The following is a 22,857-nucleotide window of genomic DNA, read 5'->3' as shown; positions in this document are numbered from 1 at the left end:
GAATATGACCGAACAATATAATTCTGAATCGATTGAAGTACTTAGTGGCCTCGAGCCGGTTAGACGCCGTCCGGGCATGTACACTGACACCAATAGGCCAAACCACTTAGGCCAAGAGGTAATTGATAACTCAGTTGACGAAGCATTAGCTGGCTTTGCACAAAATATCACGGTTATTCTCGATAAAGATCAATCGCTCGAAGTGCTTGATGATGGTCGAGGCATGCCGACAGATATTCACCCAGAAGAAGGCGTGACAGGGGTTGAACTCATATTCAGCAAATTACATGCTGGTGGTAAGTTTTCAAATAAAAACTACCAGTTCTCTGGTGGTTTGCATGGTGTAGGTATTTCTGTTGTAAACGCTCTTTCAACGCGAGTTGAGGTAACGGTAAAGCGTGACAGTAAAGTTTACGAGATGGCATTTGAAAATGGTGAGAAGGTACAAGAACTCACTGAAACTGGCACGGTTGGCAGAAGAAATACCGGGACAAGAGTAAAGTTTTGGCCAGACGAGAGTTATTTCGATTCAGCTAAGTTCTCAACATTGCGCTTGACGCATTTATTGAAAGCCAAAGCGGTACTTTGTCCGGGCCTGAATATTAAGTTTCACGACAAGAATGAAGGTAAAAAGTATCAGTGGTGCTATGAAGACGGTTTACGAGACTACTTAAAAGAGTCGGTAAAAGACAATATCAGTTTACCGGAAGAACCTTTTATTGGTACGTTCACTTCGCAAAATGAAGCTGCTGACTGGGCGGTTACTTGGTTGCCTGAAGGTGGTGAAAGTATCAGTGAGAGCTATGTGAACCTGATCCCAACTATTCAGGGCGGAACGCACGTTAATGGCTTACGTCAGGGCTTGTTGGAGTCAATGCGCGAGTTTTGTGAATTTCGTAATCTAGTTCCACGGGGGGTTAAATTAACGCCTGACGATATTTGGGATAAGTGTTCTTTTATCTTATCTGTAAAATTAGAAGACCCACAATTTGCTGGGCAAACCAAAGAAAGACTCTCATCACGTCAATGTGCAGCATTTGTTACCGGTGTGGTCAAAGACTCCTTCAGCTTGTGGCTTAACGAGCATACTGAAATAGCAGAAGCATTAGCTGAGTTTTGTATTTCAAACGCACAACGCCGCTTAAGAGCAAGTAAAAAGGTTGTACGTAAAAAGGTTACTCAAGGGCCAGCACTGCCAGGTAAGCTAACGGATTGTGGTAGCCAGGAACCTGAACGCACAGAAATATTCCTCGTTGAGGGTGACTCAGCGGGCGGAAGTGCCAAACAGGCGCGCGATCGAGAATTTCAGGCGGTAATGCCATTAAGAGGTAAAATTCTTAATACATGGGAAGTAGAATCGGGACAAATTCTAGCGTCTCAAGAAGTACATGATATCTCTGTCGCACTAGGGATTGATCCTGACAGTGAAGATTTATCGGGATTACGTTATGGAAAAGTGTGTATTCTCGCCGATGCTGATTCGGATGGATTACATATTGCCACGCTATTATGTGCACTGTTTACGCAACATTTTCTACCATTAGTACAGTCTGGGCACGTGTACGTGGCCATGCCACCTTTGTATCGTATTGATGTAGGTAAAGAAGTGTTTTATGCATTAGACGAAAGCGAAAAAGATGGCGTGCTTGACCGTATTGAAGCGGAGAAAAAGCGTGGCAAGGTAAACGTTCAGCGCTTTAAAGGTCTGGGTGAAATGAACCCGATGCAACTTCGTGAAACCACCATGGATCCAAATACTCGTCGTTTGGTGCAGCTAACGGTAGATGAACACTCAGAAACCATGGAAATGATGGATATGCTGCTCTCTAAAAAGCGTAGTGGCGATCGCAAAGAATGGTTGCAAGCCAAAGGGGATATGGTTCAGTTATAAAGCCAATTCTAGAGCAAAAGCGTGATGATAAAAGGTGCATTATTTGCACCTTTTTTAATACCTATTTTCTACCACCACTCAATACCTCAATTAGTTAAATCGCATGAGCCTACCAGCCAAAATTTCCACCCTGTGTTGCATCAATTTATGTCTGAAGCGCACAAAAAATCCTTATTTTTCAGCGTAAAGCTATAGACCTAGCGCAAAAAATGCACAATAATCTGGATAAATAACTCTTTGATGAAACGGATCTTTTATGATTTACATCCTTGGTAAAATCGCCTTTGTCTTGTTACTTGCATATGCATTGTTACTGTTCTTAAAAGTTGCGTTGCAAAAAGAAGTAGCAAAACCTAATTCGGTAATCAAACTAGGTAATATGCCTATTCTACGACCTGTTCCAATTGCGACGGTCAACCAAAAAGGGTTTCTTAACAAACTATTGGTACTCATATTTAGTGTGAGAAAATGGCGTGTTGAAGAAGCTTTCATATTTGAATTCAATGGTAAGCGTTACGCGATAAGTGCAGGGTTTATTTTTGATGGCGCTTCAATACCTAAAATACTCTGGGCGATTATTTCACCTGTTGGGTTATTACTTGTGCCTGGCTTAATTCACGACTATGGCTACCGATATAATGGCATTTACGTATTAGATGAAGATGGCAACCCAGTGTGGGACGATTCACTTACAACACAAAAAGAATGGGACCAGCTATTTAGCCAAATAGGCAATGAAGTTAATCGAATGCCTATATTGAATGCACTAGCTGGCGCAGGGTTATGGCTAGGCGGGTTTAAAGCTTGGAATACTTGGCGAGATAAGAAAGAACCACAAGAGCCTTTTAAATGGAATTTAGATGATGACGCGGTTGTCATCAATGAAGATACAGAGGTTAATACCGCTGCTGAAGAAAGCGAAGTTGCGGATGGTGGTGCAGATGACATTGCTGCCAAACAACGCGAAGCAAGTGAAGACGCTGAACAAGATGATGCAAAAGCGACTATTCAGGAAGCCGGGGATGAGAGCGATTTTGAAAGTGGTACAACTAAGACTACTCAAATCGGGTATGTAAATGCGAATAATCAAAAAGTTCATGGCACGCGTAAAGTGGCTGGTACAGATAACAATCAAGTTGCTTATAAAGTTGAATGTTTAGCTTGTGGAGAAATATATGGTGCCAATGGTTCTGAGCTTTATCGAAGAAAATGTCCTAAATGCCAAGGTGGTAAAGAGGGCATAGCTTTCTAATAAATTATTGTTGTTAGAAACAAAAGTACATGGTTATGATGGCTCAGTAAGCAACGGTTACTATTTTTTTACTGAGTCATCAATGTTAACAACGTTACTCGACAAAATGTCGATCTTGTCCTTTAAATTCTGGTGTCTGGATAGAAAGCACCTTCAAGGGAGTTTTGGACGTTACGCTTACGTCATGAATGGTTTTTGGTGGAATGCGAATATAATCACCTGCAGTGACCATTAGCACTTCCTCACCTAGTCGCATTTTTGCGGTTCCTTCAAGAATGTATACCAACTCTGTGTGCTCCGCGTGATAGTGAGCCTTTACTTTTTCTTTGATGAATATCACATAGTCCGATGCGTCTTTATTGCTATTTAATGGAACGACACGGATATTGTCGTATTGCTCATTTGCTTGGGTATCGCCAAGTGGGTGCACCAACTGTTGAGATTGATGGTTTGTATCTTCATTGGCGAATAAGGGAAACGTTGCCAATCCTACTAGTAAAGCTGCCATTTTTGTCATTTTATCTTCCATCGGTAATGAACCACTCAACATCAGACCAATTTTACACCTGAAATAAAGTGGAAAAAAATTTTATATTGGTTACATTGACGGTCATTAGCGACATATTCAAGAGTTTATTATGGGTTCTGCAAGAAACGACAGAAGTATCTGTCATGCATCAGTAGGTACAAACCAACTGCCACAAGCGAAAACGTTCTACCAAGAGTTACTAGCAACATTAGAGATAGATATGGTTTGTGACTATGAGCATGCCGCTGCATTTGGTAAAGGGTACCCTGAATTTTGGGTACAGCATCCTTTCAATGGAGAAAAGGCAACGATAGGCAATGGTTGTCATTTTGGTTTTGTTGCCACAAGTACAGATCAAGTTGATGCCTTTTATCGTAAAGCGATTGAGCTGGGCGCTAAATGTAATGGTAAACCTGGCCCTCGTGCTGATTATGGCGAGCCATATTATGGGGCTTTTGTCTTGGATTTGGACGGAAATCGCATCGAAGCGAGTTTTTGGGATGAAGTAATGGCTAAATCTATTTATGGCTAATGTCACTGAATCAAACTGCATAATTATTTGCTGAACTCATCTAATATGTCATTTTGAAAGGTGATTTTTTGTCGTTGTTAGCAAGTTATTGTAATCAAATAAGAATGCCCCAATAGAGCCCGTGGGCAAAAACTGATTGGCGGTATGTCGCGTAGCAAATACTCACTTGGTTAATATTTGAACTATGATTGCGTGATTAAAAATTGCTCATGCAGCTATATTTTTCCCTGTCATCCGCGTATTATGAGCGAGAAACAACGAAGCCCAAATAGAATGATTTTCGATAAAAATTATGACTTATCATTGAATTGAATTCGTTTTATACTGTCCGCTCAAATATAAGAATAATTACTGGGAATTACATTTGTATCGAAGTTATATGAAAAACAAATATACATTGAATTCTCTTGTATTATGGTTTTTGTTGTTAATGCCCTGTTTTGTTTCGGTAGCTCAAGAGTTAACCAATGAGGGGTTTGAGGTATTTAGAAAACGTATTGAGTCGCTTCAGGGTACTGATGCGATTGAAGCGTATAATTATCTAAAAAGTTTAGAAGTTGATTCAGATAAACTATCTATAGAAAATCGCTTAGTCTTTTATCGCCTCAAATCAGAGTTGTTATTAGAACAGGGGCAATTTCAACTAAGTAAAAAAGCAGCTGATGCAGGCCTGACATTATCGCTTGATCTTAAAAATCCGACTATTCTTATTTCTGAACTTTCATATGCTAAAGGGTTTGCTGTTGAAAGCTTAGGTGATTATGAAGGAGCTAAGGAAGCATATGTAAGTGGTCTTGAAGTGGCAGAGTCGCTCAATGACGAAAAAAATATTGCCATGGGGCTCATCAACTTAGGTGCGCTGTATTATTTAACCGAACATTTCGAACGTGCGCTTATTGTGTTTAATGACGCACTCACTATTGCAAACAATCTTCAAGACAATGAATTACAAGGATATGTGAATACCGAGTTAGGCATATTGTATTCGTATCTTGGCAAAGAAGAAAAATCGATGCGTTTTTACCAGCGATCATATGAACACTATCAAGCTGCTGGAAAAATTTCTTATGCGTACAACAGTTTACGTAGTATTGCAGTAAATCATGCTCAGAATGAACGCTATGATGAAGCAATAAAGCTATACAACGAGATCATTGCTCATGCTGACAAATTGGGCAACATTGAGCTTATGGTGTTGGTTTACTCCGGAATGGCGTGGGCGCAGCTTAAAAAGGAAGATGCAGATCCTGAATCGGCATATCAGTATATCTCGATTGCCAGCGAATATGCGGAGGTGTCAGAACAGCATGAAACTCCCGTTTCACATGCAATTGATCGTGCTTATATCATGATGGAAATGGAGCGATATCAAGAAGCGCTCGAGAGCATCACCGAAGCTGAAAAGCACATTAACGATAAAAAGCGTTTTATCAATACATTATCTCGAATAAACACCCTGTATTTGAAAAAAGAGATCTACTTTACGCTGGGCGAGTATGAAAAGGCGTATCAAGTACAGTCTGAATACCTTGATTACCACTTGTCTATTGAAAAACGTTCAAATTTTGAAGCGGTTGAAGAACTGAGAATGCGCTATGAAAGTGAGCAAGCAGATTTAGAAAAAAAGATTTTGGAACAAAAAGAATCACTACAATCGCTGCGACTTGTAGATGCTAAGAGTCAAGTAAAAAGTCGTCAGCTGTTTATTGCGCTGGTCGCTGTTTTCTCCCTAATTCTCGCCTGGTTTTTGATAAAAATTCTTAGAGGGCAAAGCCAATTACTGAGCTTAAGTCGCACCGATAGCCTAACAGGGGTCGCTAATCGACGAAGACTCATGCAACTTGGAATGAAATATTTTATTCAAGCGAAGCAGCAACAAAAAAACTTTAGTTTACTCATGCTAGATGTGGATGATTTTAAAGTTATTAATGATGATCTTGGTCACAAGTATGGCGATCGTGTATTAAAAGGCATTGCTCAAATTGGTGCACAAGTATTAAGAAAAGATGATAAGTTTGGCCGGTTTGGAGGTGAAGAATTTATTGCGTTACTACCACAAACTAGTCAAACACAAGCGCAAGAAGTCGCGCAGCGTATCGTCGATGTTATTAAACAACATCCGTGGAAGCTAAAAAATGTAGATGTGAGCGTCAGTATTGGTGTGGCAACATTAGATGGTGATAATTTCGCAACACTTGAAGACATGATCAAACAGGCTGACGTTTTATTATATCGAGCTAAGCGATCGGGGAAGAATAAAGTATGCTGCGTTGCTTAGTTAAGTTTACCTTTCTTGTACTGATGTTGACATATCTTCAACCAGTACTTGCGTACGGGCAAAATGAAGAACAATCATCTGACAATGAGTCATCTTTGGCCAATGATAATGGTGAGGCGTCACCATTAGAGAGCGATGTATTAATACTTGATGCAAAAATTGTCGCTTTAGTCGAATTAAGTGAACAAGACCCTCAACGTGCTCAGTCTATTTATGACAATTTGATGCAACTTAGTGATAACTTTAATGCTGCTGAACAGTATTTAATGTTTCTTGTCAGGGCGAATTTAGATGATAAACCAGGCCAAGAAAACAAGGTGATTAACTGGTTGAATCAAGCGGTTGCACTAAAAGAACAGATCGCCGAGAACCAACTTAATACCCCTATTTTTAATAGCGCATATCTAAAATTGTCTGAAACGTATGCACGCGTGGGTAAGTTTAAAGAAGCCTTTGAAAATAAAGAAACATATATATGGAACTTTTTTGGTGATGTTCAGCGTACGCGCGACGAACACTTGTCGTCACTAAATGATAAATATGCGACCGATATAAAGCTGAAAGAAAATGAATTGCTGTTAAATCAAAGCGAAATGCGGGCGTTACGAATAAAAGAAATTGAAAATGAAAAACGTACACAGCAACGAAACCTTATTGTCTTGCTGGTAACCGCGGTAGTTTTCGTATTGTTATTGGTAAGACAGATCAATGTTCGTCGAAGATTAAAGCAACTAGCAAAAACTGATAGCCTAACAGGGTTGTTTAACCGACGAACGCTATTTGAAAAAGGGAATGAGCTTACTTCACAGTCTACAGAAAATGGTGGCCAAATTAGTGCGTTATTATTTGATATTGACCATTTTAAACAAATTAATGATGAGTATGGTCACGACGCAGGCGACAAAATTATCATAGCTGTCGGCCAATTAGGGATTGAAACCATGCGGTCTCGTGATGTTCTTGCACGCCTAGGGGGCGAAGAATTTGCAGCTGTGCTACCAGACAGTAGTTTAGAAGAGGCAAAAGCTATTGCTGAACGATTGCGTGAAAAAGTAGAGTCATTTCAATTGGAATACGATGAAGCCATATTGAAAGTTACTGTTAGTGTAGGCGTCGCCAATATACGTCAAGTTTCAGGTGGGTTCGACAATATGTTAAATGCATCGGACGAAGCCATGTATGAAGCGAAAGCACTCGGGAGAAACAAGGTATGTTGTTATCAATTAAGCACAGAAGCATAAGAATCTTAGAATAATTTAACTGTCTAGTTTCTTCCCAAGTCAATATCAGCTAAGCTAACCAAATAAGATTTCGCAGGTGCCTTTTTTCAAAAATGGCAGCAAGACGAATCATAAAGTGAGCAACTTGCGCAAAAAACAGCAACCTTTCTTTAAGCTGGTATTTTGCATCGTTGTTATAATCACTTTTGAAGCAATTTAACAATAATTATTAGATCGTCGAATTGAGCAATAAATTACCGCTCGCATTTTTTGGAAAATATTTTCATGTCTGAATCACTCGAATACAGCCTTGATGGCATTGAACAACGCCCATTGAGACAATTCACTGAAGAAGCATATTTAAACTACTCTATGTACGTCATCATGGACCGGGCATTGCCGCACATAGGTGATGGCTTAAAACCCGTTCAACGACGCATTGTATATGCTATGTCAGAACTTGGCTTGTCGGCACTTGCAAAATACAAAAAATCGGCGAGAACCGTGGGAGATGTGTTAGGTAAGTTTCATCCGCATGGTGACTCCGCATGTTATGAAGCAATGGTGCTTATGGCACAGCCATTTTCCTATCGTTACCCTTTGGTTGACGGTCAAGGTAACTGGGGTGCGCCTGACGACCCTAAATCATTTGCTGCAATGCGTTATACCGAAGCGCGCTTAAGCCGCTTTAGTGAAGTTTTATTAGCAGAACTGGGCCAAGGCACAGTAGATTGGGTTCCTAACTTTGATGGTACGATGAAGGAGCCAAAAACTCTGCCTGCTAGATTGCCGCACATCTTATTAAACGGTATTACTGGTATTGCGGTTGGTATGGCAACGGATATCCCACCACACAATGTGCGCGAAGTTGCCAATGCCTGTGTACACCTGATTGAATCACCAAAGGCTGAACTTGGTGAGTTGCTAGAGTATGTACAAGGACCTGATTACCCAACTGATGCTGAAATCATTACGCCAAAGAGCGAAATAACGAAAATCTACGAAACTGGCCGTGGCAGTATTAAAATGCGCGCTGTGTATGAGCTGGAGCAAGGTGAAATTGTGATCACTTCACTTCCTCATCAGGCGTCAGGAGCCAAGATTCTCGAGCAAATAGCGGCACAAATGACGGCGAAAAAGCTACCTATGGTAGTAGATTTGCGTGATGAGTCGGATCATGAAAACCCTATTCGATTAGTCGTTGTACCACGTTCTAACCGAGTTGATGTTGAACAGTTGATGCAACATCTTTTCGCGACGACAGACTTAGAAAAGAACTATCGTGTTAACTTAAACATGATTGGTTTGGATAACAAACCAGCCGTTAAGAATTTACGTGATGTATTGGTTGAATGGCTCGAATTCAGACGTGAAACCGTACGTAGGCGTTTGCAGTATCGCCTTGATAAAGTGTTGGCTCGACTGCATATTTTAGATGGTTTATTAGTTGCTTACCTCAATATTGATGAGGTCATCGAAATTATTCGCACCTATGACGACCCTAAAGCAGAGCTGATGAATCGCTTCAACTTGTCTGAAATTCAGGCAAATGCGATTTTAGAAATCAAACTACGCCAACTTGCCAAGCTTGAAGAAATTAAAATTAGAGCAGAGCAAGATGAGCTAAACAAAGAGCGCGAGACGCTCGAAAAAACTCTCGGTTCAAAAGCTCGCATGAATACCTTGATCAAGAAGGAAATCTTAGCAGCAGCGCAAGAGTATGGTGATGATCGTCGCTCTACTATTATTGAACGCGGTGAAGCAAAAGCATTGTCTGAAAAAGATCTGGTACCAAGCGAAGCCGTAACGGTTGTGGTTTCAGAAAAAGGTTGGGCACGTTGTGCAAAAGGGCACGATATAGATCCACAAGCATTGAGTTATAAGGCTGGAGATAGTTACCTTTCGTCTGCACGCGGGCGTAGTAACCGGCCTGTTGTGTTTATCGATTCTGCTGGGCGAGCCTATACGACAGATGCGCATTCACTGCCAACCGCACGAAGTCAAGGAGAGCCATTAACTGGACGATTTAATCTTGGTGCAGGTGAAGCTTTCGAGAAAACGCTAATGGCAGATGATGAGGCAAGATTCTTATTGGCCAGTGATGCAGGCTACGGGTTTGTTGGTAAGTTTGCCGATATGATTAGCCGCAATAAGAATGGTAAGGCATTGCTGAGCTTGCCTGCGAATGCAAAAGTCATTACACCATGCCCTGTGAAAGATTTTTCCTCAGATTTAGTGTTATCTATTACGAGCGAAGGTCGCATGTTGGTATTCCCTGTGAAAGACTTACCTGAGCTTAGTAAGGGTAAAGGTAACAAGATTATCAATATTGCGTCAGCAAGAGCGAAAGCGCGTGAAGAGTACGTAACTTTGATGCAAGTTATCTCGCCTGATAATGCTGTAACACTGCATGCTGGAAAGCGTAAGCTTACGCTTAAAGTGTCCGATGTGGAGCATTATCGTGGTGAACGTGGCAGACGAGGCAATAAGTTGCCAAGAGGATTGCAGCGTGTTGACCGAATTGAGGTTGAATCTAAGGTGAGCGACGAGGTTATCATCGCTGACGACGCTACGGAACAACCCACAACCGACTCATAATAAAGCACAATTTATTTGTTTGAAAAGGGGCGTGTTCGTCCCTTTTTCTTATTTAAACATTTCTAATAAATTGGTATAGGACGCGATTTATGCAACAAAATTTTCTATCAAGTGAATGGCAAATACTACAAAAACAGAGTGATCAATTTGAGACATGGTCACTTATTCTTAGATTAGTAGCGATTGTCTTGTTATTTACGAGCTTATTGACTCAAGTTCCATGGCTTTGTGGGCTTGTGTTCTTGTTACTATGGCTTCAAGACGCCATATGGAAGACATTTCAGGCACGAACGGAAAATCGGCTTATTGAGATTGAACGTGCGATTGCTGATGATCTTCCGCTGACGCCGTACCAATTCAATTACCCGTTTAGCATACAACCAAGAAGTTCAGTAATTCTCATTGGTGAGTATTTGAAACAAGCATTGCGACCTACGAATGCGCTGTTACATATGTTGGTGATTGGCATTTTCCTTTGTGGGCAATTCATTTGAATTAGACTTTAAGCGCTGACGTTACATTAACCTAGCAATGGTAACTTTATTTATATGGCGTTAATTGATGGTAATTGGGACTCAGTAATAGCGTGTATCAATTGGACAAGTTGTTCTATTTTTATGTTTGATAGCTGGCGATAATCAAAGTAAGGACAAACAACAAGTTGCTTGTTTTTGTTTATTGCAAAGTCTGGTGATACCCAAAGACAATTTTCAGTAAGCCCTTGATTGATAGCGTAGGTTTTACCCATTACGATATTCAAATTGTCGGCTGATAGCGAATCTATGGTAATAGGTGAATAAATAAGGGATTGATTGCTATCTGCCGTAAGCATTTTTGTATCTCGAAACGTTTGCCAATGTGCTATGTCGTTCGGATAGAGAGCGCCTAATAGCTTAGCGTAGACATTAAATATCTTACGCCAGTGATTACTGGTTTGTACGCCGATCGTGTGAATTTCATTCTCTACAACAGGAACAACACAATCATAGGTATTGTAAGGAGTCAGTGGAATGTTGTTAGCGAGAAATACATTGAGCTTGGCATTTGGGTTCCCAAGTCCAGCAATTTGATGTGTCATTGTCATGGATTACTACAGGTTTATAAAATTTGGTGAACTTGTCATTTAGTTAATAAAAAACCCGGTGTCTACCGGGTTTTTTTCTCGTTGTTTTAGTTAGCTTTAAAACTCATCCAGCATGTACTCTAGCGAGTCTTCGTATGCCCTCAATTCTTTTTCTAGCTGGAATTTTTCTTTCAGTTGTTCTATTTCACGCCATTTTCGTTTTTTGTTATTGCTTGAACTAGTTTTTGGCTGGTTGCCAAGTGAGCCCAAGAGTTCTTCTAGTTTATCCATGGTATGCTCCTTTTTTCTACAACTGCATGTTCTTGATATCACACTTTGTAAAAGAATAGAATCCCTTTATGAATGTTTTTTTACACAAAAATGAAGCTTTAAAAAAAGAAGATTAGCGAGATTTAAGGCGTGTAGCGCTATCGCAGTTATTTACGATAGCGCGTTACTTATGGCATCAATTGAGCAATGTAGTTAACTGTTGTTCTAATTTGATTTGATCAACCGTAAAGTTGCGAATACCCTCTGCCAGTTTTTCTGTTGCCATTGCGTCTTCATTCAATTCCCAGCGGAATTGTGCTTCAGACAGTGGCTGTGGCTGTGCATCCGTGTTGCTTACTGGAGAAAGTTTTTGCACAACTGGCGCGTCAGATTGAGCTAACTCGTCCATTAACTGAGGACTAATTGTTAAACGGTCACAACCCGCAAGCTCTAAAATTTCGCCTTTGTTTCTAAAACTAGCACCCATAACTACTGTGTTGTAACCGTTGGCTTTGTAATAGTTATAAATATTGGTAACCGAAACTACGCCAGGATCTTCACTCGCTTCATAGCTGTCTTTTCCTGTAGATTTCTTGTACCAATCTAAAATACGGCCAACGAATGGTGAAATTAAGTATACGCCAGCTTCCGCACAAGCCTGTGCTTGAGCAAAGCTAAAGAGAAGCGTTAAATTACAATTAATACCTTCTTTTTCTAGCTGTTCTGCAGCTTTAATACCTTCCCACGTTGACGCTAGCTTAATCAAAATACGCTCATTTGCAATGCCTGCTTCGTTGTACATTGCGATAAGTTTTTTTGCTTTGGCGATAGATGCGTCTTTATCAAACGATAATCTTGAATCTACTTCTGTAGAGATGCGGCCAGGGACGATTTTTAAAATTTCTAATCCTACTAGCACTGACAGCTTATCGGCTGCATCAGTCACTTGTTGCTGACGATCATCTGATTGCTGTTTTGCCCACGCAACAGCTTCAGCAAGTAAAGGCTTGTAGGCGTCAAGTGATGCGGCTTTTAATAAAAGTGATGGATTGGTAGTTGCATCTTGCGGTTGGAACTTAGCAATTGCTTCCACGTCACCCGTATCAGCGACGACTGTCGTCATTTGTTTTAATTGATCAAGTTGGTTAGCCATGACATCTGCCTTCCTTTAGTGAGTATAAATATATCTGAAATAGTAACGATTAAGCGTTGAAGAAATATGACAGGCTGAATAGCCATATACTTTCGATTTAGGACTTACTCGTGTATTGAGTGCTATATAAATAACAAATTCTGGTAATTAAGCAAGTAACAATAATGGATTTTTTAGATCTAATAAGTGTTGGTTAATACCTAATATTTATATGGCTCAGATGTTGGTACCTATATTTGGTGTCATCATCTAGCATAATTTTATGATATAGTGCCGCAGATTTTAGTTTTTAGTGGAGCACTAATGTTACTTGTTGTCTCACCCGCAAAAAATTTAGACTTTGAAACGCCGTTATCAACTTCCCAATATTCACAGCCAGAATTGCTTGAACATAGCCAAGCGCTTATTGATATATGCAGAACCTTAACGCCCGCAGACATTGCGTCGTTAATGAGCATAAGTGATAAACTCGCTGGCCTAAATGCGGCGCGTTTTGGCGAATGGTCTCAGCCGTTTACTACTGAAAATGCGCGCCCGGCAGTTTTAGCGTTTAATGGCGATGTTTATACGGGCTTAGATGCGACAAGCCTAAACGACGACGATTTAACTTATGCTCAACAGCACATGCGCATATTGTCAGGGTTGTATGGATTGCTTAAGCCACTGGACCTGATGCAGGCTTATCGACTGGAAATGGGGATAAAGCTTGGCAATGAACGCGGTAGTAATCTTTACCAGTTCTGGGGCGAAATTATTACGGATAAGCTTAATGAAGCCATTGCCGCACAAGGCGACAATGTATTGGTAAATCTAGCGTCCAATGAATATTTTAAATCAGTGAAGAAAAAGGCGCTTCAAGCGGATGTGATAACTCCGGCATTTAAAGATTGGAAAAATGGCCAATATAAAATGATCAGCTTCTTTGCTAAGAAAGCCAGAGGGTTGATGGCGCGTTATATTATTGAAAACAGAATCAATAGCGCAGAAGAATTAAAGGGATTTGATGTTGATGGCTATCAATATAATAGTGAGTTATCTAAAGGTAATGACTGGGTATTTACACGAAAAATAACCGATACTATCTAAAATTGATAAGTTAACCCCGCATACAAATATCGGCCATTAAAGCCAAATGGCGCTGAGCGGCGTGAGTATTTAAACACTCCGTCGCTTTGTACTATCACGTTTCCTTCATCATCAATAACAGTGCCTGCATGTGAGTTTCCTATACGGTTTCTGTCGGGTGTCACATTAAAAACATTATTACTGCCGGTAAAAAACAGCCAGCGATCATTGAGTTGATATTCAAAGCGAAGATCGGTAAGCAGTTTTGGAGTATATGTTTGAGTATCGCCATCGGTTATGGTGTAACTGCCATAGCGATTAAAGGCCAAGTTTAAAAGCCAGTTTTGTTGCACATATTCTATATTGAGATTATGTCGGCTGTCTGGTTGCCAGGCCTCGATAATTGATAAATCTTGTTGCGCAAACACTTGCTCTTGAGGAAGCGACGCCAAAATACTATTTTGTGGTGAAAAAACATCGGTAACTTTTGTATTGGTGTAGTTTGCTGCAAACGTAATATCGAGTTGGCCGTTTGCAAGTGCTGTAAACCATGTCGCAACGATATCGATGCCTTCTGTGGTCGTGTTTACGCCATTTAGAAAAAATTGCGCTTTGTCGATACTTTCATCTGCAAATATTTGTTGAAGTTCTGGTGAAGCATCAGCGTTAATTTTATTACTTAAAACAATGCGGTTATCGATGTCAATTTGGTAATAATCAACTGACATCATAAAGTTTTCATATGGTGTATATACCACGCCAACACTTAGGTTGTCTGATTCTTCTTCAGTCAGTGTAGGAATACCGATTAACTTAGCAATGCTACTATCATTTCGATAAGTTCCTACTTGCTGTGGTGAGAGTCTTTGCGCTTCATTCACGAGAAACTGGGTACTGGTATTGTTGAAGTAAAGTTGTTGCATTGACGGCGCTCTGAAACCTGTGTTCAAGGCACTTCTAATAGCGATGTCGTTAGTGATACTCCAATTGGCAGCAAGTTTGATACTGTAGGTGTTATCAAACCCATCGTAGTCGTCAAACCTTACGGCTGATGTCGCATATAAATTCTCGATTATCTCGCTTTCTGCTTCTAGATAAAAAGACCTTACGTTCCTGCGTTCGTCTACCGCAGAATCTGGCGATATCCCGGGAAATCCTTGAATGCCTCCTAATGAATCCTCGGTGGTAGTTCCTGCACTAATATCCGTATCGTAGTCGTAATAGCTGTACTGCTCTCCCGGCGTGATTTGGTACCTGTCTTGACGAAATTCAGCACCAAACGAGAGCGAGACGTTTTCAAAATGGTATCTCGCATCTAAATTTAGCGTAGATAAAGATAAATTTAGCCCGTAAGCATCAGCATTTCGGGGGATGTTACGTCGTATATCTTCAGGCGATAATTTATTCTGAATGCTGAGCCAGTTAGCGTATGATGGATTAACTGAGTTAATTGTTCGGTAGTCGATGGCGTTCTCACCATAGGTATACGATAGATCATACCAGTAATCACTTTGGTTATCAGAACGAAGACCTATATTGATAGAGCCGTCCGTAATACTGGTTTCTATGTGAGGTAAGTAACCCGCAGGGATCAAGGCATCACCGTCAGCTAGTTGCGGGTTAGCCTCTAAGTGACCATGATGTCTAAAAAACGCGGCAGATTCATTGTCGCGTTGCGATGCTATTAAAAAGCCATATAGGTTGACTGAACCAAGTGGATATTCCGTATTGATTACGGAAGCATATTGGCGGTATTCAGGTTGACCAATCTTGAAGGTGTGCCTGTTAGCTGATATTTCTCTTGGATCGGTTGTTTGATATACATCGTCACTGACAGCCTGACAGGTATTGTATTGACAGCTGCCATGTAAGCCTGAGCGATTGGTTGCGTTTTGCTCTTCGATTTCTAATGTAAAATTAATAAAGCCCTTATCAAATAGCGACATGCCTTGATTAAAAGACAATTCGACACTTTCGCCATCGCCTTTATCATACTTGCCGAGCATCGAAGTTAAATGGGCGGTATCATCATTACTATGTAATACAATGTTTATGACACCAGCAATGGCATCAGAGCCATATTGTGCAGCGGCACCGTCACGAAGGATTTCAATATGCTTTATCGCATCAATCGGAATCGTATTAATATCAGCGCCAGCAGTGCCCCTGCCAACAGAAGTATTAATATGGATTAAACTTGCTTGATGACGGCGCTTACCGTTGACAAGAATAAGTGTTTGGTCAGGACCTAATCCTCTTAATGTTGCGGGTCTTAGCACGTCGGTACCATCACTAATCACTGAACTAGAAAAGTTAAATGATGGTGCAATGCTTTGTAGCATTTTCCCCAGCTCTGCTTGACCTGTTCGTTTGAGCATGTTGGCTTCAAGAATGTCAACGGGAACGGACAGATCGGTAAGTGATCGAACTGAAGATGAACGTCCAATGATGGCAATTTTTTCGACAAGAGTCTCTGCCGTCGTGTTGGCTGCAACGTTTGTTTCGTGTGTTTTAACTGTTATTTTGTTTGAACTCGCCAAAGTTTGAGGCAGAGACGGTGCAATCGTGACATGGTTGTCATGGCTCACTGTTACTATTAAGCCCGTTTCTCTCAACAGTTTTCTCAGTGCAAATCCAAAAGTGTAATAACCGACAACAGGTTGTGTTTTGATATTGATTAGTTGAGCAGGGGAGAAAAATAAGGTCTTATTTGATTGTTGAGCCAAAAGTAGCAGTGATTGATCAGCTGTTAACGCAGGAATTTCAAACTTGGTTAGTTCGTTTGCGTGAGCGCATGACAAGGTAAACCACAGAAAAATACCTAATATGACATGTTTTATTTGACGATAGCTAATCATAGTTATTGTTATTTTTAGCTTGCCACAAGTATGGGACACCCATAGCAGCAAATTTGCTCCCTCTTTTTAGTTATTATAGGAGTAATTTTTGATTATAAGGAGTTAAATGTGTAATAGAAATAGTTAATTATAATAATTATAACGATTCTTGCTTTGTTAGTTCGATAGAATGAACAGATGTGTGTCGATAATCAATTGCAAGGTTATTTTTAAGGTTCATCAACAAGCCATCAACATCATCAATTTTGAAATAGCCAGATACCGACATCGATAGTAATTTCGGGTCGCTTACTTCAAATTGTGTGTGGCTGTAACGACTAACCTCTTCCAAAACGTGCAAAAGTGGCTCGTGATTAAATATTAATGCGCCAGCTTGCCACGCTAAATCCATTTCAAGTTCCAGTCGGCTCGCTGCATTATTTGATAATTGAATGCTGTTTAGAATGACAGACTTTTTACCGGCAGTGACAACCGCTGATTGATCGACTAATAGACGCTCCGTATTAATAGGTAGAAAGTCGCCGTTAACAACTTTTTGCCTTTCGCCAATCAATACGCGCCCTTCGGTAACGATAAGTTCCATGTCCTGTGCGTTAGATTGTTCGATATTAAATATTGTACCAAGTGCCGTGAATGACTTTTCACCAGATAATACAACGAAGGGACGATTCTTATCTTTGGCTACGTCAAACATTGCTTCGCCTTTTATGAGCTCAATAAGTCGACGGTCGTCAGAGTAACTAACTTCAATAATTGTATCGGTATTAAGGCTAATTTCGCTCCCATCGGGCAAAGACACCTTTGATTGCTCACCAATCAAAGTTTGATAGCGTAGCGATTCATTAGTATTAAGACTTTCTATTAACAGACTGTTTCGTAAAGTAATGACACATGCGATTACAAACAGTACAGATAAAGCGGAGATAATGATAGGGCGAAAGCGATTAGATTTACGCAAAAACGTGGATTGCTCAACGACAGGAAAGATCCCTGACAACTCTTTTATGCTATCGGCATTGTTAAGTTGCTTGGCTTGATCAGCAAACGCTCTGTGGTGTTGTTCGTTTTGGTTGATCCATGCAACAAGTTGTTGTTTCTCAGCGGAAGTAAGCCCTGAATTCATACGATGAACCCATGCCATGGCTTGTTCTTCAAGTCCTTGTTCTTCTAACGCTTCTTGCATTGATACACTCTAATAAGTTGTTTAGCGTAAATTAATCCATTGAGTGTTTGCTGTGTAATAAAACCAAGCAAACACTGTTATTCTCGTCTATGTATGCTATTTAATCAACATGTTATCTGAAAAAATGAATTCAGCGCTATTTAACTTGGTGATTGTTTTAGCTCTTATTGCGTTTGGCTTGCTTTTTAGCTTTAGCTTTTTTCTGCGCCTTTGACTTCTTCACTTTGGGTTTTTTCAATGGCACACGGGCTTCTTTATATTGTGGTCGCAATGAGTCGATAACGCGTCTTTGCATGCGTTCTCCCATATAACGTTCTATTTTGCCAATCACTAACATGTCGTGGGCTTCCACGAGTGATATTGCTGTTCCTTTATTGCCTGCGCGACCCGTTCTGCCGATACGATGCAAGTAGATATCAGCCTTACGAGGCATGTCAAAGTTTATTACGTGAGAAATATTGTCTATGTCTAATCCTCGCGCAGCGACATCAGTGGCCACCAGAACTTTCACATCGTCATTTTTTAGGCGAGCCACAGATGAATTTCGCTTGTCTTGCGGCATCTGCCCTTCTAACCAAGCACAATTAATCTCTGCACTTGTTAACTTACCTGACAAAATTTGTACTGTTTCACGTTTGTTAGCGAATACAACCGCTTTTGTGACGTCTTCTTGCTTTAAAATATGGGTTAGCAAATCAAATTTATGTTTCTTGTCATCTGCCAGATGGATCCATTGATGTATTTTGCCTTTCTCTTTTCTGGAAGGATTGGCTTCTAAAAAAACAGGTTCATCTAGGATGTCTTTAGCAAATTTTAATACACCCGAGCCTTCAAGCGTGGCCGAAAACAACATTGTTTGTTTACGCCATCGTGCTTCACCAATGATTCGGTTAATCGTATCTGCAAATCCCATATCTAGCATGCGGTCTGCTTCGTCTAGTATGAGTATTTCGATTTCTCTAGGATCAAACTGCTCGTTTTCTATGTATTCTAATAACCTGCCTGGCGTAGCAATAAGCATATCGGTAGTGCTGGTAAGTATTTCTTTATGGCTACCGTAATTTACACCGCCTGTAATGACACCTGTCTTAATATTGGTTAGCGCGGTGAGTTTTTCTGTTTGCTCACTAATTTGCAGTGCTAACTCTCTTGTTGGCGACAGAATTAATACACGTGGAAATCCCGGCTTAGTGCGAGGGTAATCTAATAAATGTTGAGCAGCAGGTAAAATAAATGCAGCCGTTTTCCCTGTCCCTGTGGGGGCAGAAGCTAATATGTCTTTGCCTGTCATCGCTTCTGGTAACACCAGAGACTGAATTGATGTGGGTTTCTTAAAGCCTGCTTTATCTGCACCGCCTACCAGTGCTGAATCTAGCTCAAATTGCTCAAACATAATTGAAATTTACCTGAAATATTAATGGCGCTAATTATAGAGGTTTACTATTTGCATAGCGAAAGTTATTTGTTTCTGTTCCAAATGATGGTACATCGATTAAGTATATTATGAAGTATTGGTCTTACACTTCAAAGTTTACGCTAGAGCAGATTATCCGTTACCTGCATCCGCGAGTAGTGCATCTATCTCATCATTTAATTGCTTGCACCAAGTGGCAATTCGTTGATCTGACAGATCGTACTGGTTGTCTTCATCTAATGCTAAGCCAACGAAATGCTTGCCGTCTTCAGTCAATGCTTTAGAGGCTGCAAACTCATAGCCTTCGTTTGGCCAAAAGCCAATGACATAACCGCCCTGTGCGATAACTTGTTCATGTAGCATGCCAAGTGCATCCTGGAACCATTCGGTATAGCCAATTTGATCGCCCATACCATATAGCGCGACAATTTTTCCATCTAAGTCTATATCTGCAATGTCGTCCCACTGGCTTTCCCAATCTTCTTGCAGCTCACCATAGTCCCATGTTGATATGCCGAAAATTAGCATGTCAAACGACAAGCACTCCGCCAGAGCCATGTCTTTTAGGTTCATGAGTGTAATGTTGTTTTCGGGAAATTGTGCTTGGATCTTTTCCGCTGCTATTTCGGTATAGCAAGTGGTTGAGCCGTAAACAAGGCCTATGTTCATTGAAATACTAACTACCAATATTAAAATTGCGTGCCGATAAGTGGCGCGTATTTTACCAGAAGTCACGCCAAAATCGAAACATATCCTGACTTTATGTGCTGACTGGGCTGATATAAGCGAGTTGAATACACTTGGATACGGCTTATGCGTTGCAATTTATTATCAATCACTGTAATTTTAGCGACAGAATTTCGGTCGTAATTAGTATCAGGCTATTTGGAAAACGCTATGCGTAATAATTTATTTCTTGGGTTTATCTTATTTTTTGTCGTGTCATTAGGGGTAAGCCATGCATTCAATACTAAAAGTGCTTTGCCAGAACCAAATGCACAAGCGCAAACCAGCGCAGAGTTTGTCGAATTAAGGGCGAACTTTGCGACTACTTTGCAACTACAAGTGATTAGTATTGATCCTTCACCGATCGAAGGTTTAGTTGAAGTGTTGACCAACCAAGGGTTGTTTTACGCTAGTAAAGACGGTCGAATTTTGGTTCATGGTAGAGTATTTGGCATTGGTGAGGGTGTTGTAAACTATACCGAAGAAAGTTTAGCAAAAGTACGTGTTAAGGGGATGAAACGGTTTGCAGATAATATGATCGTTTTTCCTGCTAAAGAAGAAAAACACGTGGTAACTGTATTTACGGACATTACCTGTGGTTATTGTCGTAAGATGCACAGTGAGATCGATGAATATAATGCCAAGGGCATTACAGTGCGTTATATGGCATATCCTCGTTCAGGAATTCGCGACGCCAAAGGTGAGTATTCTCAAGGGTTTAAAGATTTACAATCGATTTGGTGTCACGAAAATCCGGCAGAAGCACTAACAAGAGCCAAATTAGGGGCACAAGTTGCGCAACGAATTTGTGACTCGCAAATTGAAGACGAGTTTAATTTTGGTCGTCAGGTTGGTGTGAGTGGTACGCCTGCCATTATGCTCGAAAGTGGAGATATGTTGCCAGGTTATCAAAATCCAGATCAACTAAGCTATATGCTTGATCAAATGAAGTTAGGCATCTAAACACTTTTCATGGAAAAAATTATTAAACGTCGGGCAGTAGTGCCCGATGGTCACTTGTCTAATATTTCTCACCCAAAGTTACGTCAAATATATGCGTCTCGTAACGTTGCTAGCGACGACGAGCTACTATTAACACTCGGTCAACTGTTACCGATTGAGTTGATGGCGGGCATTCCTGCCGCTTGTGATGTGTTGTTTGAGCATGTCACAGTGAATAATAAAATAACGATTGTTGGTGATTTCGATGCTGATGGTGCAACGAGCACCAGTTTAATGATGTCGGCGCTAACTATGTTCGGCGTCCAACATCATGATTTTTTAGTGCCGAATCGATTTGAATATGGCTATGGGCTTACGCCTGAAATTGTGGATATTGCCGCTAAGCAAGGCACCAATTTAATTATCACCGTAGACAATGGCATAAGTTGTTTTGCTGGCGTTGAAAGAGCTAAAGCATTAGGTATAAGTGTCGTTGTTACAGATCATCATTTACCCAGTGATAAACTGCCACCAGCTGATGCGATTATTAACCCTAATCAGCATGAATGTTTATTTCCAAGCAAAGCAATAGCTGGTGTGGGTGTTGCTTTTTATTTCATGATGGGATTTAGAAAGTATCTACGAGACAAAGGCTGGTTCGAACAGCGCAACATCCCTGAGCCTAATTTAGCACAACTCCTTGATTTGGTTGCGTTGGGTACTGTAGCTGATGTTGTGTCTCTTGACCGCAATAACCGAATTTTAGTTGAGCAAGGTCTTAAACGTATTCGAGCAGGCGTCACTCGACCGGGAATTCAAGCACTCATTGAAGTTGCATGTAAGAATCAGCAACGAATGATAGCCAGCGATTTTGGTTTTGCGCTTGGCCCACGAATTAATGCGGCCGGTCGGTTAGATGATATGGCTTATGGCATTCAGTGTTTATTGGCTGAAGACCTTATGGCTGCTCGTGTGATGGCAGCAGAGCTCGATGGCTTAAATAAATCTCGCCGAGAGATTGAGCAGGGTATGCAAAATGAGGCTGAAATCATTCTCAAACAACTAAAGTTTGATAGTAACAAATTGCCTTTCTCAATTGCACTGTTTCATCCGGAGTGGCATCAAGGGGTGATTGGCATTGTTGCCGGTCGTATCAAAGAGAAATTTCATCGGCCAACTATCGTGTTTGCTGCAGTGGAAAATAGTGACGAAGTCAAAGGTTCTGCGCGTTCGATACCTGGTTTACATATTCGAGATTTGTTGGAAGCTATACATTGTAAACACCCTGAATTAATTAAAAAATTTGGCGGTCATGCTATGGCGGCCGGATTGTCGATACATCGTGAAAATTTTGATGCCTTTCAACAAGCATTCGAAATAGAAGCCAAACGATTGTTGGATGAGGAAAAACTGACAGGTGTCATTTTGTCAGATGGTTCATTGGAGGCGAGTGAAATGACTTTAGCGTTTGCCGAAGTGGTGCGACAAGGTGGCCCGTGGGGACAAAACTTCCCTGAACCAATCTTTGATGACAGGTTTGAGCTGTTACAACAGCGCATTGTCGGTGAAAAACACCTGAAACTGGTCGTGCAAAAAGATCAGATGGCATTTGATGCGATTGCTTTTAACGTTGATATCCAACAATGGCCTAATGCCAATGCAACACATGTAAAGTTAGCCTATAGGCTTGATATTAATGAGTTTAGAGGCAAACAATCATTGCAATTAATGGTGGAACACATCACAGCGTGCCAATAGAAATTTCGCGATATATTCGCGAATTTTAATATTGCGTCAATATCTAATGCCACTCTTGGTTAACATAGAAGAAAAATCTCTAATACACTGCGCAGCAAACGTTTATTTGGCTTCACAGATAAGTT

General features: G+C 40.7%; 18 protein-coding genes. 10 read left to right on the top strand and 8 right to left on the bottom strand.

All coding sequences use genetic code 11. The annotated features are described in order from the left end of the window. Positions 1–4: 4 nt before the first annotated feature. Complete coding sequence (gene parE, locus ACSLUK_RS09770; RefSeq protein ID WP_448548381.1) at positions 5–1,891, top strand: DNA topoisomerase IV subunit B; 1,887 nt, start codon at positions 5–7, stop codon at positions 1,889–1,891. A 256-nt stretch (positions 1,892–2,147) separates the two neighbouring features. Beyond that, positions 2,148–3,143: a DUF1353 domain-containing protein gene (locus tag ACSLUK_RS09765; RefSeq protein ID WP_448548380.1), complete on the top strand. Its 996-nt coding sequence runs from the start codon at positions 2,148–2,150 to the stop codon at positions 3,141–3,143. 94 nt (positions 3,144–3,237) lie between these two features. Here the strand turns inward: ACSLUK_RS09765 and ACSLUK_RS09760 are convergent, their stop codons facing one another. Further along, positions 3,238–3,660: a cupin domain-containing protein gene (locus tag ACSLUK_RS09760; RefSeq protein WP_448548379.1), complete on the bottom strand. Its 423-nt coding sequence runs from the start codon at positions 3,658–3,660 to the stop codon at positions 3,238–3,240. Between the two features lie 121 nt (positions 3,661–3,781). On the opposite strand from ACSLUK_RS09760, the gene ACSLUK_RS09755 reads away from it, so the two are divergent. From ACSLUK_RS09755 to ACSLUK_RS09735, 5 genes are all read left to right on the top strand, one after another. After that, positions 3,782–4,204, top strand: coding sequence for a VOC family protein (locus ACSLUK_RS09755; protein WP_448548378.1), 423 nt, complete (start codon positions 3,782–3,784; stop codon positions 4,202–4,204). A gap of 379 nt (positions 4,205–4,583) precedes the next feature. After that, complete coding sequence (locus ACSLUK_RS09750) at positions 4,584–6,482, top strand: tetratricopeptide repeat-containing diguanylate cyclase (protein ID WP_448548377.1); 1,899 nt, start codon at positions 4,584–4,586, stop codon at positions 6,480–6,482. Continuing rightward, the gene (locus ACSLUK_RS09745) at positions 6,467–7,723 is read left to right on the top strand and encodes a GGDEF domain-containing protein (RefSeq protein WP_448548376.1); all 1,257 of its coding nucleotides are present in this window, start codon (positions 6,467–6,469) and stop codon (positions 7,721–7,723) included. The genes ACSLUK_RS09750 and ACSLUK_RS09745 overlap by 16 nt, the downstream gene beginning before the upstream one ends. A 264-nt stretch (positions 7,724–7,987) precedes the next feature. Then, entirely contained in the window at positions 7,988–10,300 is a 2,313-nt protein-coding gene (gene parC, locus ACSLUK_RS09740; protein ID WP_448548375.1) for a DNA topoisomerase IV subunit A, read from the top strand. 89 nt (positions 10,301–10,389) lie between these two features. Next, positions 10,390–10,794: a hypothetical protein gene (locus tag ACSLUK_RS09735; protein ID WP_448548374.1), complete on the top strand. Its 405-nt coding sequence runs from the start codon at positions 10,390–10,392 to the stop codon at positions 10,792–10,794. A 50-nt stretch (positions 10,795–10,844) separates the two neighbouring features. Here the strand turns inward: ACSLUK_RS09735 and ACSLUK_RS09730 are convergent, their stop codons facing one another. From ACSLUK_RS09730 to tal, 3 genes are all read right to left on the bottom strand, one after another. Next, positions 10,845–11,384 carry a DUF6942 family protein gene (locus ACSLUK_RS09730; protein WP_448548373.1) on the bottom strand — a complete coding sequence of 180 codons (540 nt, stop codon included), beginning with the start codon at positions 11,382–11,384 and terminating at the stop codon, positions 10,845–10,847. Between the two features lie 96 nt (positions 11,385–11,480). Then, positions 11,481–11,654 (bottom strand): DUF3545 family protein, encoded by a 174-nt coding sequence (locus ACSLUK_RS09725; RefSeq protein WP_448548372.1) that lies wholly within the window; start codon positions 11,652–11,654, stop codon positions 11,481–11,483. 175 nt (positions 11,655–11,829) lie between these two features. After that, positions 11,830–12,786, bottom strand: a complete 957-nt coding sequence (gene tal, locus ACSLUK_RS09720; RefSeq protein WP_448548371.1) for a transaldolase — start codon at positions 12,784–12,786, stop codon at positions 11,830–11,832. A 303-nt stretch (positions 12,787–13,089) separates the two neighbouring features. Between tal and yaaA the strand changes: the two genes are divergently transcribed. Next, a complete protein-coding gene (gene yaaA, locus ACSLUK_RS09715) occupies positions 13,090–13,872 on the top strand; it encodes a peroxide stress protein YaaA (RefSeq protein WP_448548370.1) in 783 nt (260 codons plus the stop codon). Here yaaA and ACSLUK_RS09710 read toward each other — a convergent pair. The 4 genes from ACSLUK_RS09710 to fldB all read right to left on the bottom strand — a co-directional run bounded on the left by ACSLUK_RS09710 (position 13,869) and on the right by fldB (position 19,975). Continuing rightward, positions 13,869–16,709 (bottom strand): TonB-dependent receptor domain-containing protein, encoded by a 2,841-nt coding sequence (locus ACSLUK_RS09710; protein WP_448548369.1) that lies wholly within the window; start codon positions 16,707–16,709, stop codon positions 13,869–13,871. The two genes, yaaA and ACSLUK_RS09710, sit on opposite strands and share 4 nt — an antisense overlap. 136 nt (positions 16,710–16,845) lie before the next feature. After that, positions 16,846–17,892: a FecR family protein gene (locus tag ACSLUK_RS09705; protein WP_448548368.1), complete on the bottom strand. Its 1,047-nt coding sequence runs from the start codon at positions 17,890–17,892 to the stop codon at positions 16,846–16,848. Positions 17,893–18,049: 157 nt separating this feature from the next. Continuing rightward, a complete protein-coding gene (gene srmB, locus ACSLUK_RS09700; protein WP_448548366.1) occupies positions 18,050–19,285 on the bottom strand; it encodes an ATP-dependent RNA helicase SrmB in 1,236 nt (411 codons plus the stop codon). A gap of 153 nt (positions 19,286–19,438) precedes the next feature. Continuing rightward, positions 19,439–19,975: a flavodoxin FldB gene (gene fldB, locus ACSLUK_RS09695; protein ID WP_448548365.1), complete on the bottom strand. Its 537-nt coding sequence runs from the start codon at positions 19,973–19,975 to the stop codon at positions 19,439–19,441. A 228-nt stretch (positions 19,976–20,203) separates the two neighbouring features. Here fldB and dsbC point away from each other — a divergent pair, with 228 nt between their 5' ends. Further along, positions 20,204–20,995 carry a bifunctional protein-disulfide isomerase/oxidoreductase DsbC gene (gene dsbC / locus ACSLUK_RS09690; protein WP_448548364.1) on the top strand — a complete coding sequence of 264 codons (792 nt, stop codon included), beginning with the start codon at positions 20,204–20,206 and terminating at the stop codon, positions 20,993–20,995. Between the two features lie 9 nt (positions 20,996–21,004). After that, complete coding sequence (gene recJ / locus ACSLUK_RS09685; protein ID WP_448548363.1) at positions 21,005–22,732, top strand: single-stranded-DNA-specific exonuclease RecJ; 1,728 nt, start codon at positions 21,005–21,007, stop codon at positions 22,730–22,732. Positions 22,733–22,857: the final 125 nt, after the last annotated feature.

This window comes from Thalassotalea fusca (assembly GCF_053485835.1).
Note: the sequence above shows the minus strand (reverse complement) of the source record. Positions and strands in the feature narration are given on the sequence as shown.

Coding starts and splice junctions, on each gene's coding strand:
- srmB (WP_448548366.1), bottom strand. CDS start 19,285: ATGTTTGAGCAATTTGAGCTAGATTCAGCACTGGTAGGCGGTGCAGAT.
- parE (WP_448548381.1), top strand. CDS start 5: ATGACCGAACAATATAATTCTGAATCGATTGAAGTACTTAGTGGCCTC.
- ACSLUK_RS09725 (WP_448548372.1), bottom strand. CDS start 11,654: ATGGATAAACTAGAAGAACTCTTGGGCTCACTTGGCAACCAGCCAAAA.
- tal (WP_448548371.1), bottom strand. CDS start 12,786: ATGGCTAACCAACTTGATCAATTAAAACAAATGACGACAGTCGTCGCT.
- ACSLUK_RS09705 (WP_448548368.1), bottom strand. CDS start 17,892: ATGCAAGAAGCGTTAGAAGAACAAGGACTTGAAGAACAAGCCATGGCA.
- ACSLUK_RS09765 (WP_448548380.1), top strand. CDS start 2,148: ATGATTTACATCCTTGGTAAAATCGCCTTTGTCTTGTTACTTGCATAT.
- dsbC (WP_448548364.1), top strand. CDS start 20,204: ATGCGTAATAATTTATTTCTTGGGTTTATCTTATTTTTTGTCGTGTCA.
- yaaA (WP_448548370.1), top strand. CDS start 13,090: ATGTTACTTGTTGTCTCACCCGCAAAAAATTTAGACTTTGAAACGCCG.
- ACSLUK_RS09710 (WP_448548369.1), bottom strand. CDS start 16,709: ATGATTAGCTATCGTCAAATAAAACATGTCATATTAGGTATTTTTCTG.
- parC (WP_448548375.1), top strand. CDS start 7,988: ATGTCTGAATCACTCGAATACAGCCTTGATGGCATTGAACAACGCCCA.
- ACSLUK_RS09760 (WP_448548379.1), bottom strand. CDS start 3,660: ATGACAAAAATGGCAGCTTTACTAGTAGGATTGGCAACGTTTCCCTTA.
- ACSLUK_RS09735 (WP_448548374.1), top strand. CDS start 10,390: ATGCAACAAAATTTTCTATCAAGTGAATGGCAAATACTACAAAAACAG.
- recJ (WP_448548363.1), top strand. CDS start 21,005: ATGGAAAAAATTATTAAACGTCGGGCAGTAGTGCCCGATGGTCACTTG.
- ACSLUK_RS09750 (WP_448548377.1), top strand. CDS start 4,584: ATGAAAAACAAATATACATTGAATTCTCTTGTATTATGGTTTTTGTTG.
- fldB (WP_448548365.1), bottom strand. CDS start 19,975: ATGAACATAGGCCTTGTTTACGGCTCAACCACTTGCTATACCGAAATA.
- ACSLUK_RS09745 (WP_448548376.1), top strand. CDS start 6,467: ATGCTGCGTTGCTTAGTTAAGTTTACCTTTCTTGTACTGATGTTGACA.
- ACSLUK_RS09730 (WP_448548373.1), bottom strand. CDS start 11,384: ATGACAATGACACATCAAATTGCTGGACTTGGGAACCCAAATGCCAAG.
- ACSLUK_RS09755 (WP_448548378.1), top strand. CDS start 3,782: ATGGGTTCTGCAAGAAACGACAGAAGTATCTGTCATGCATCAGTAGGT.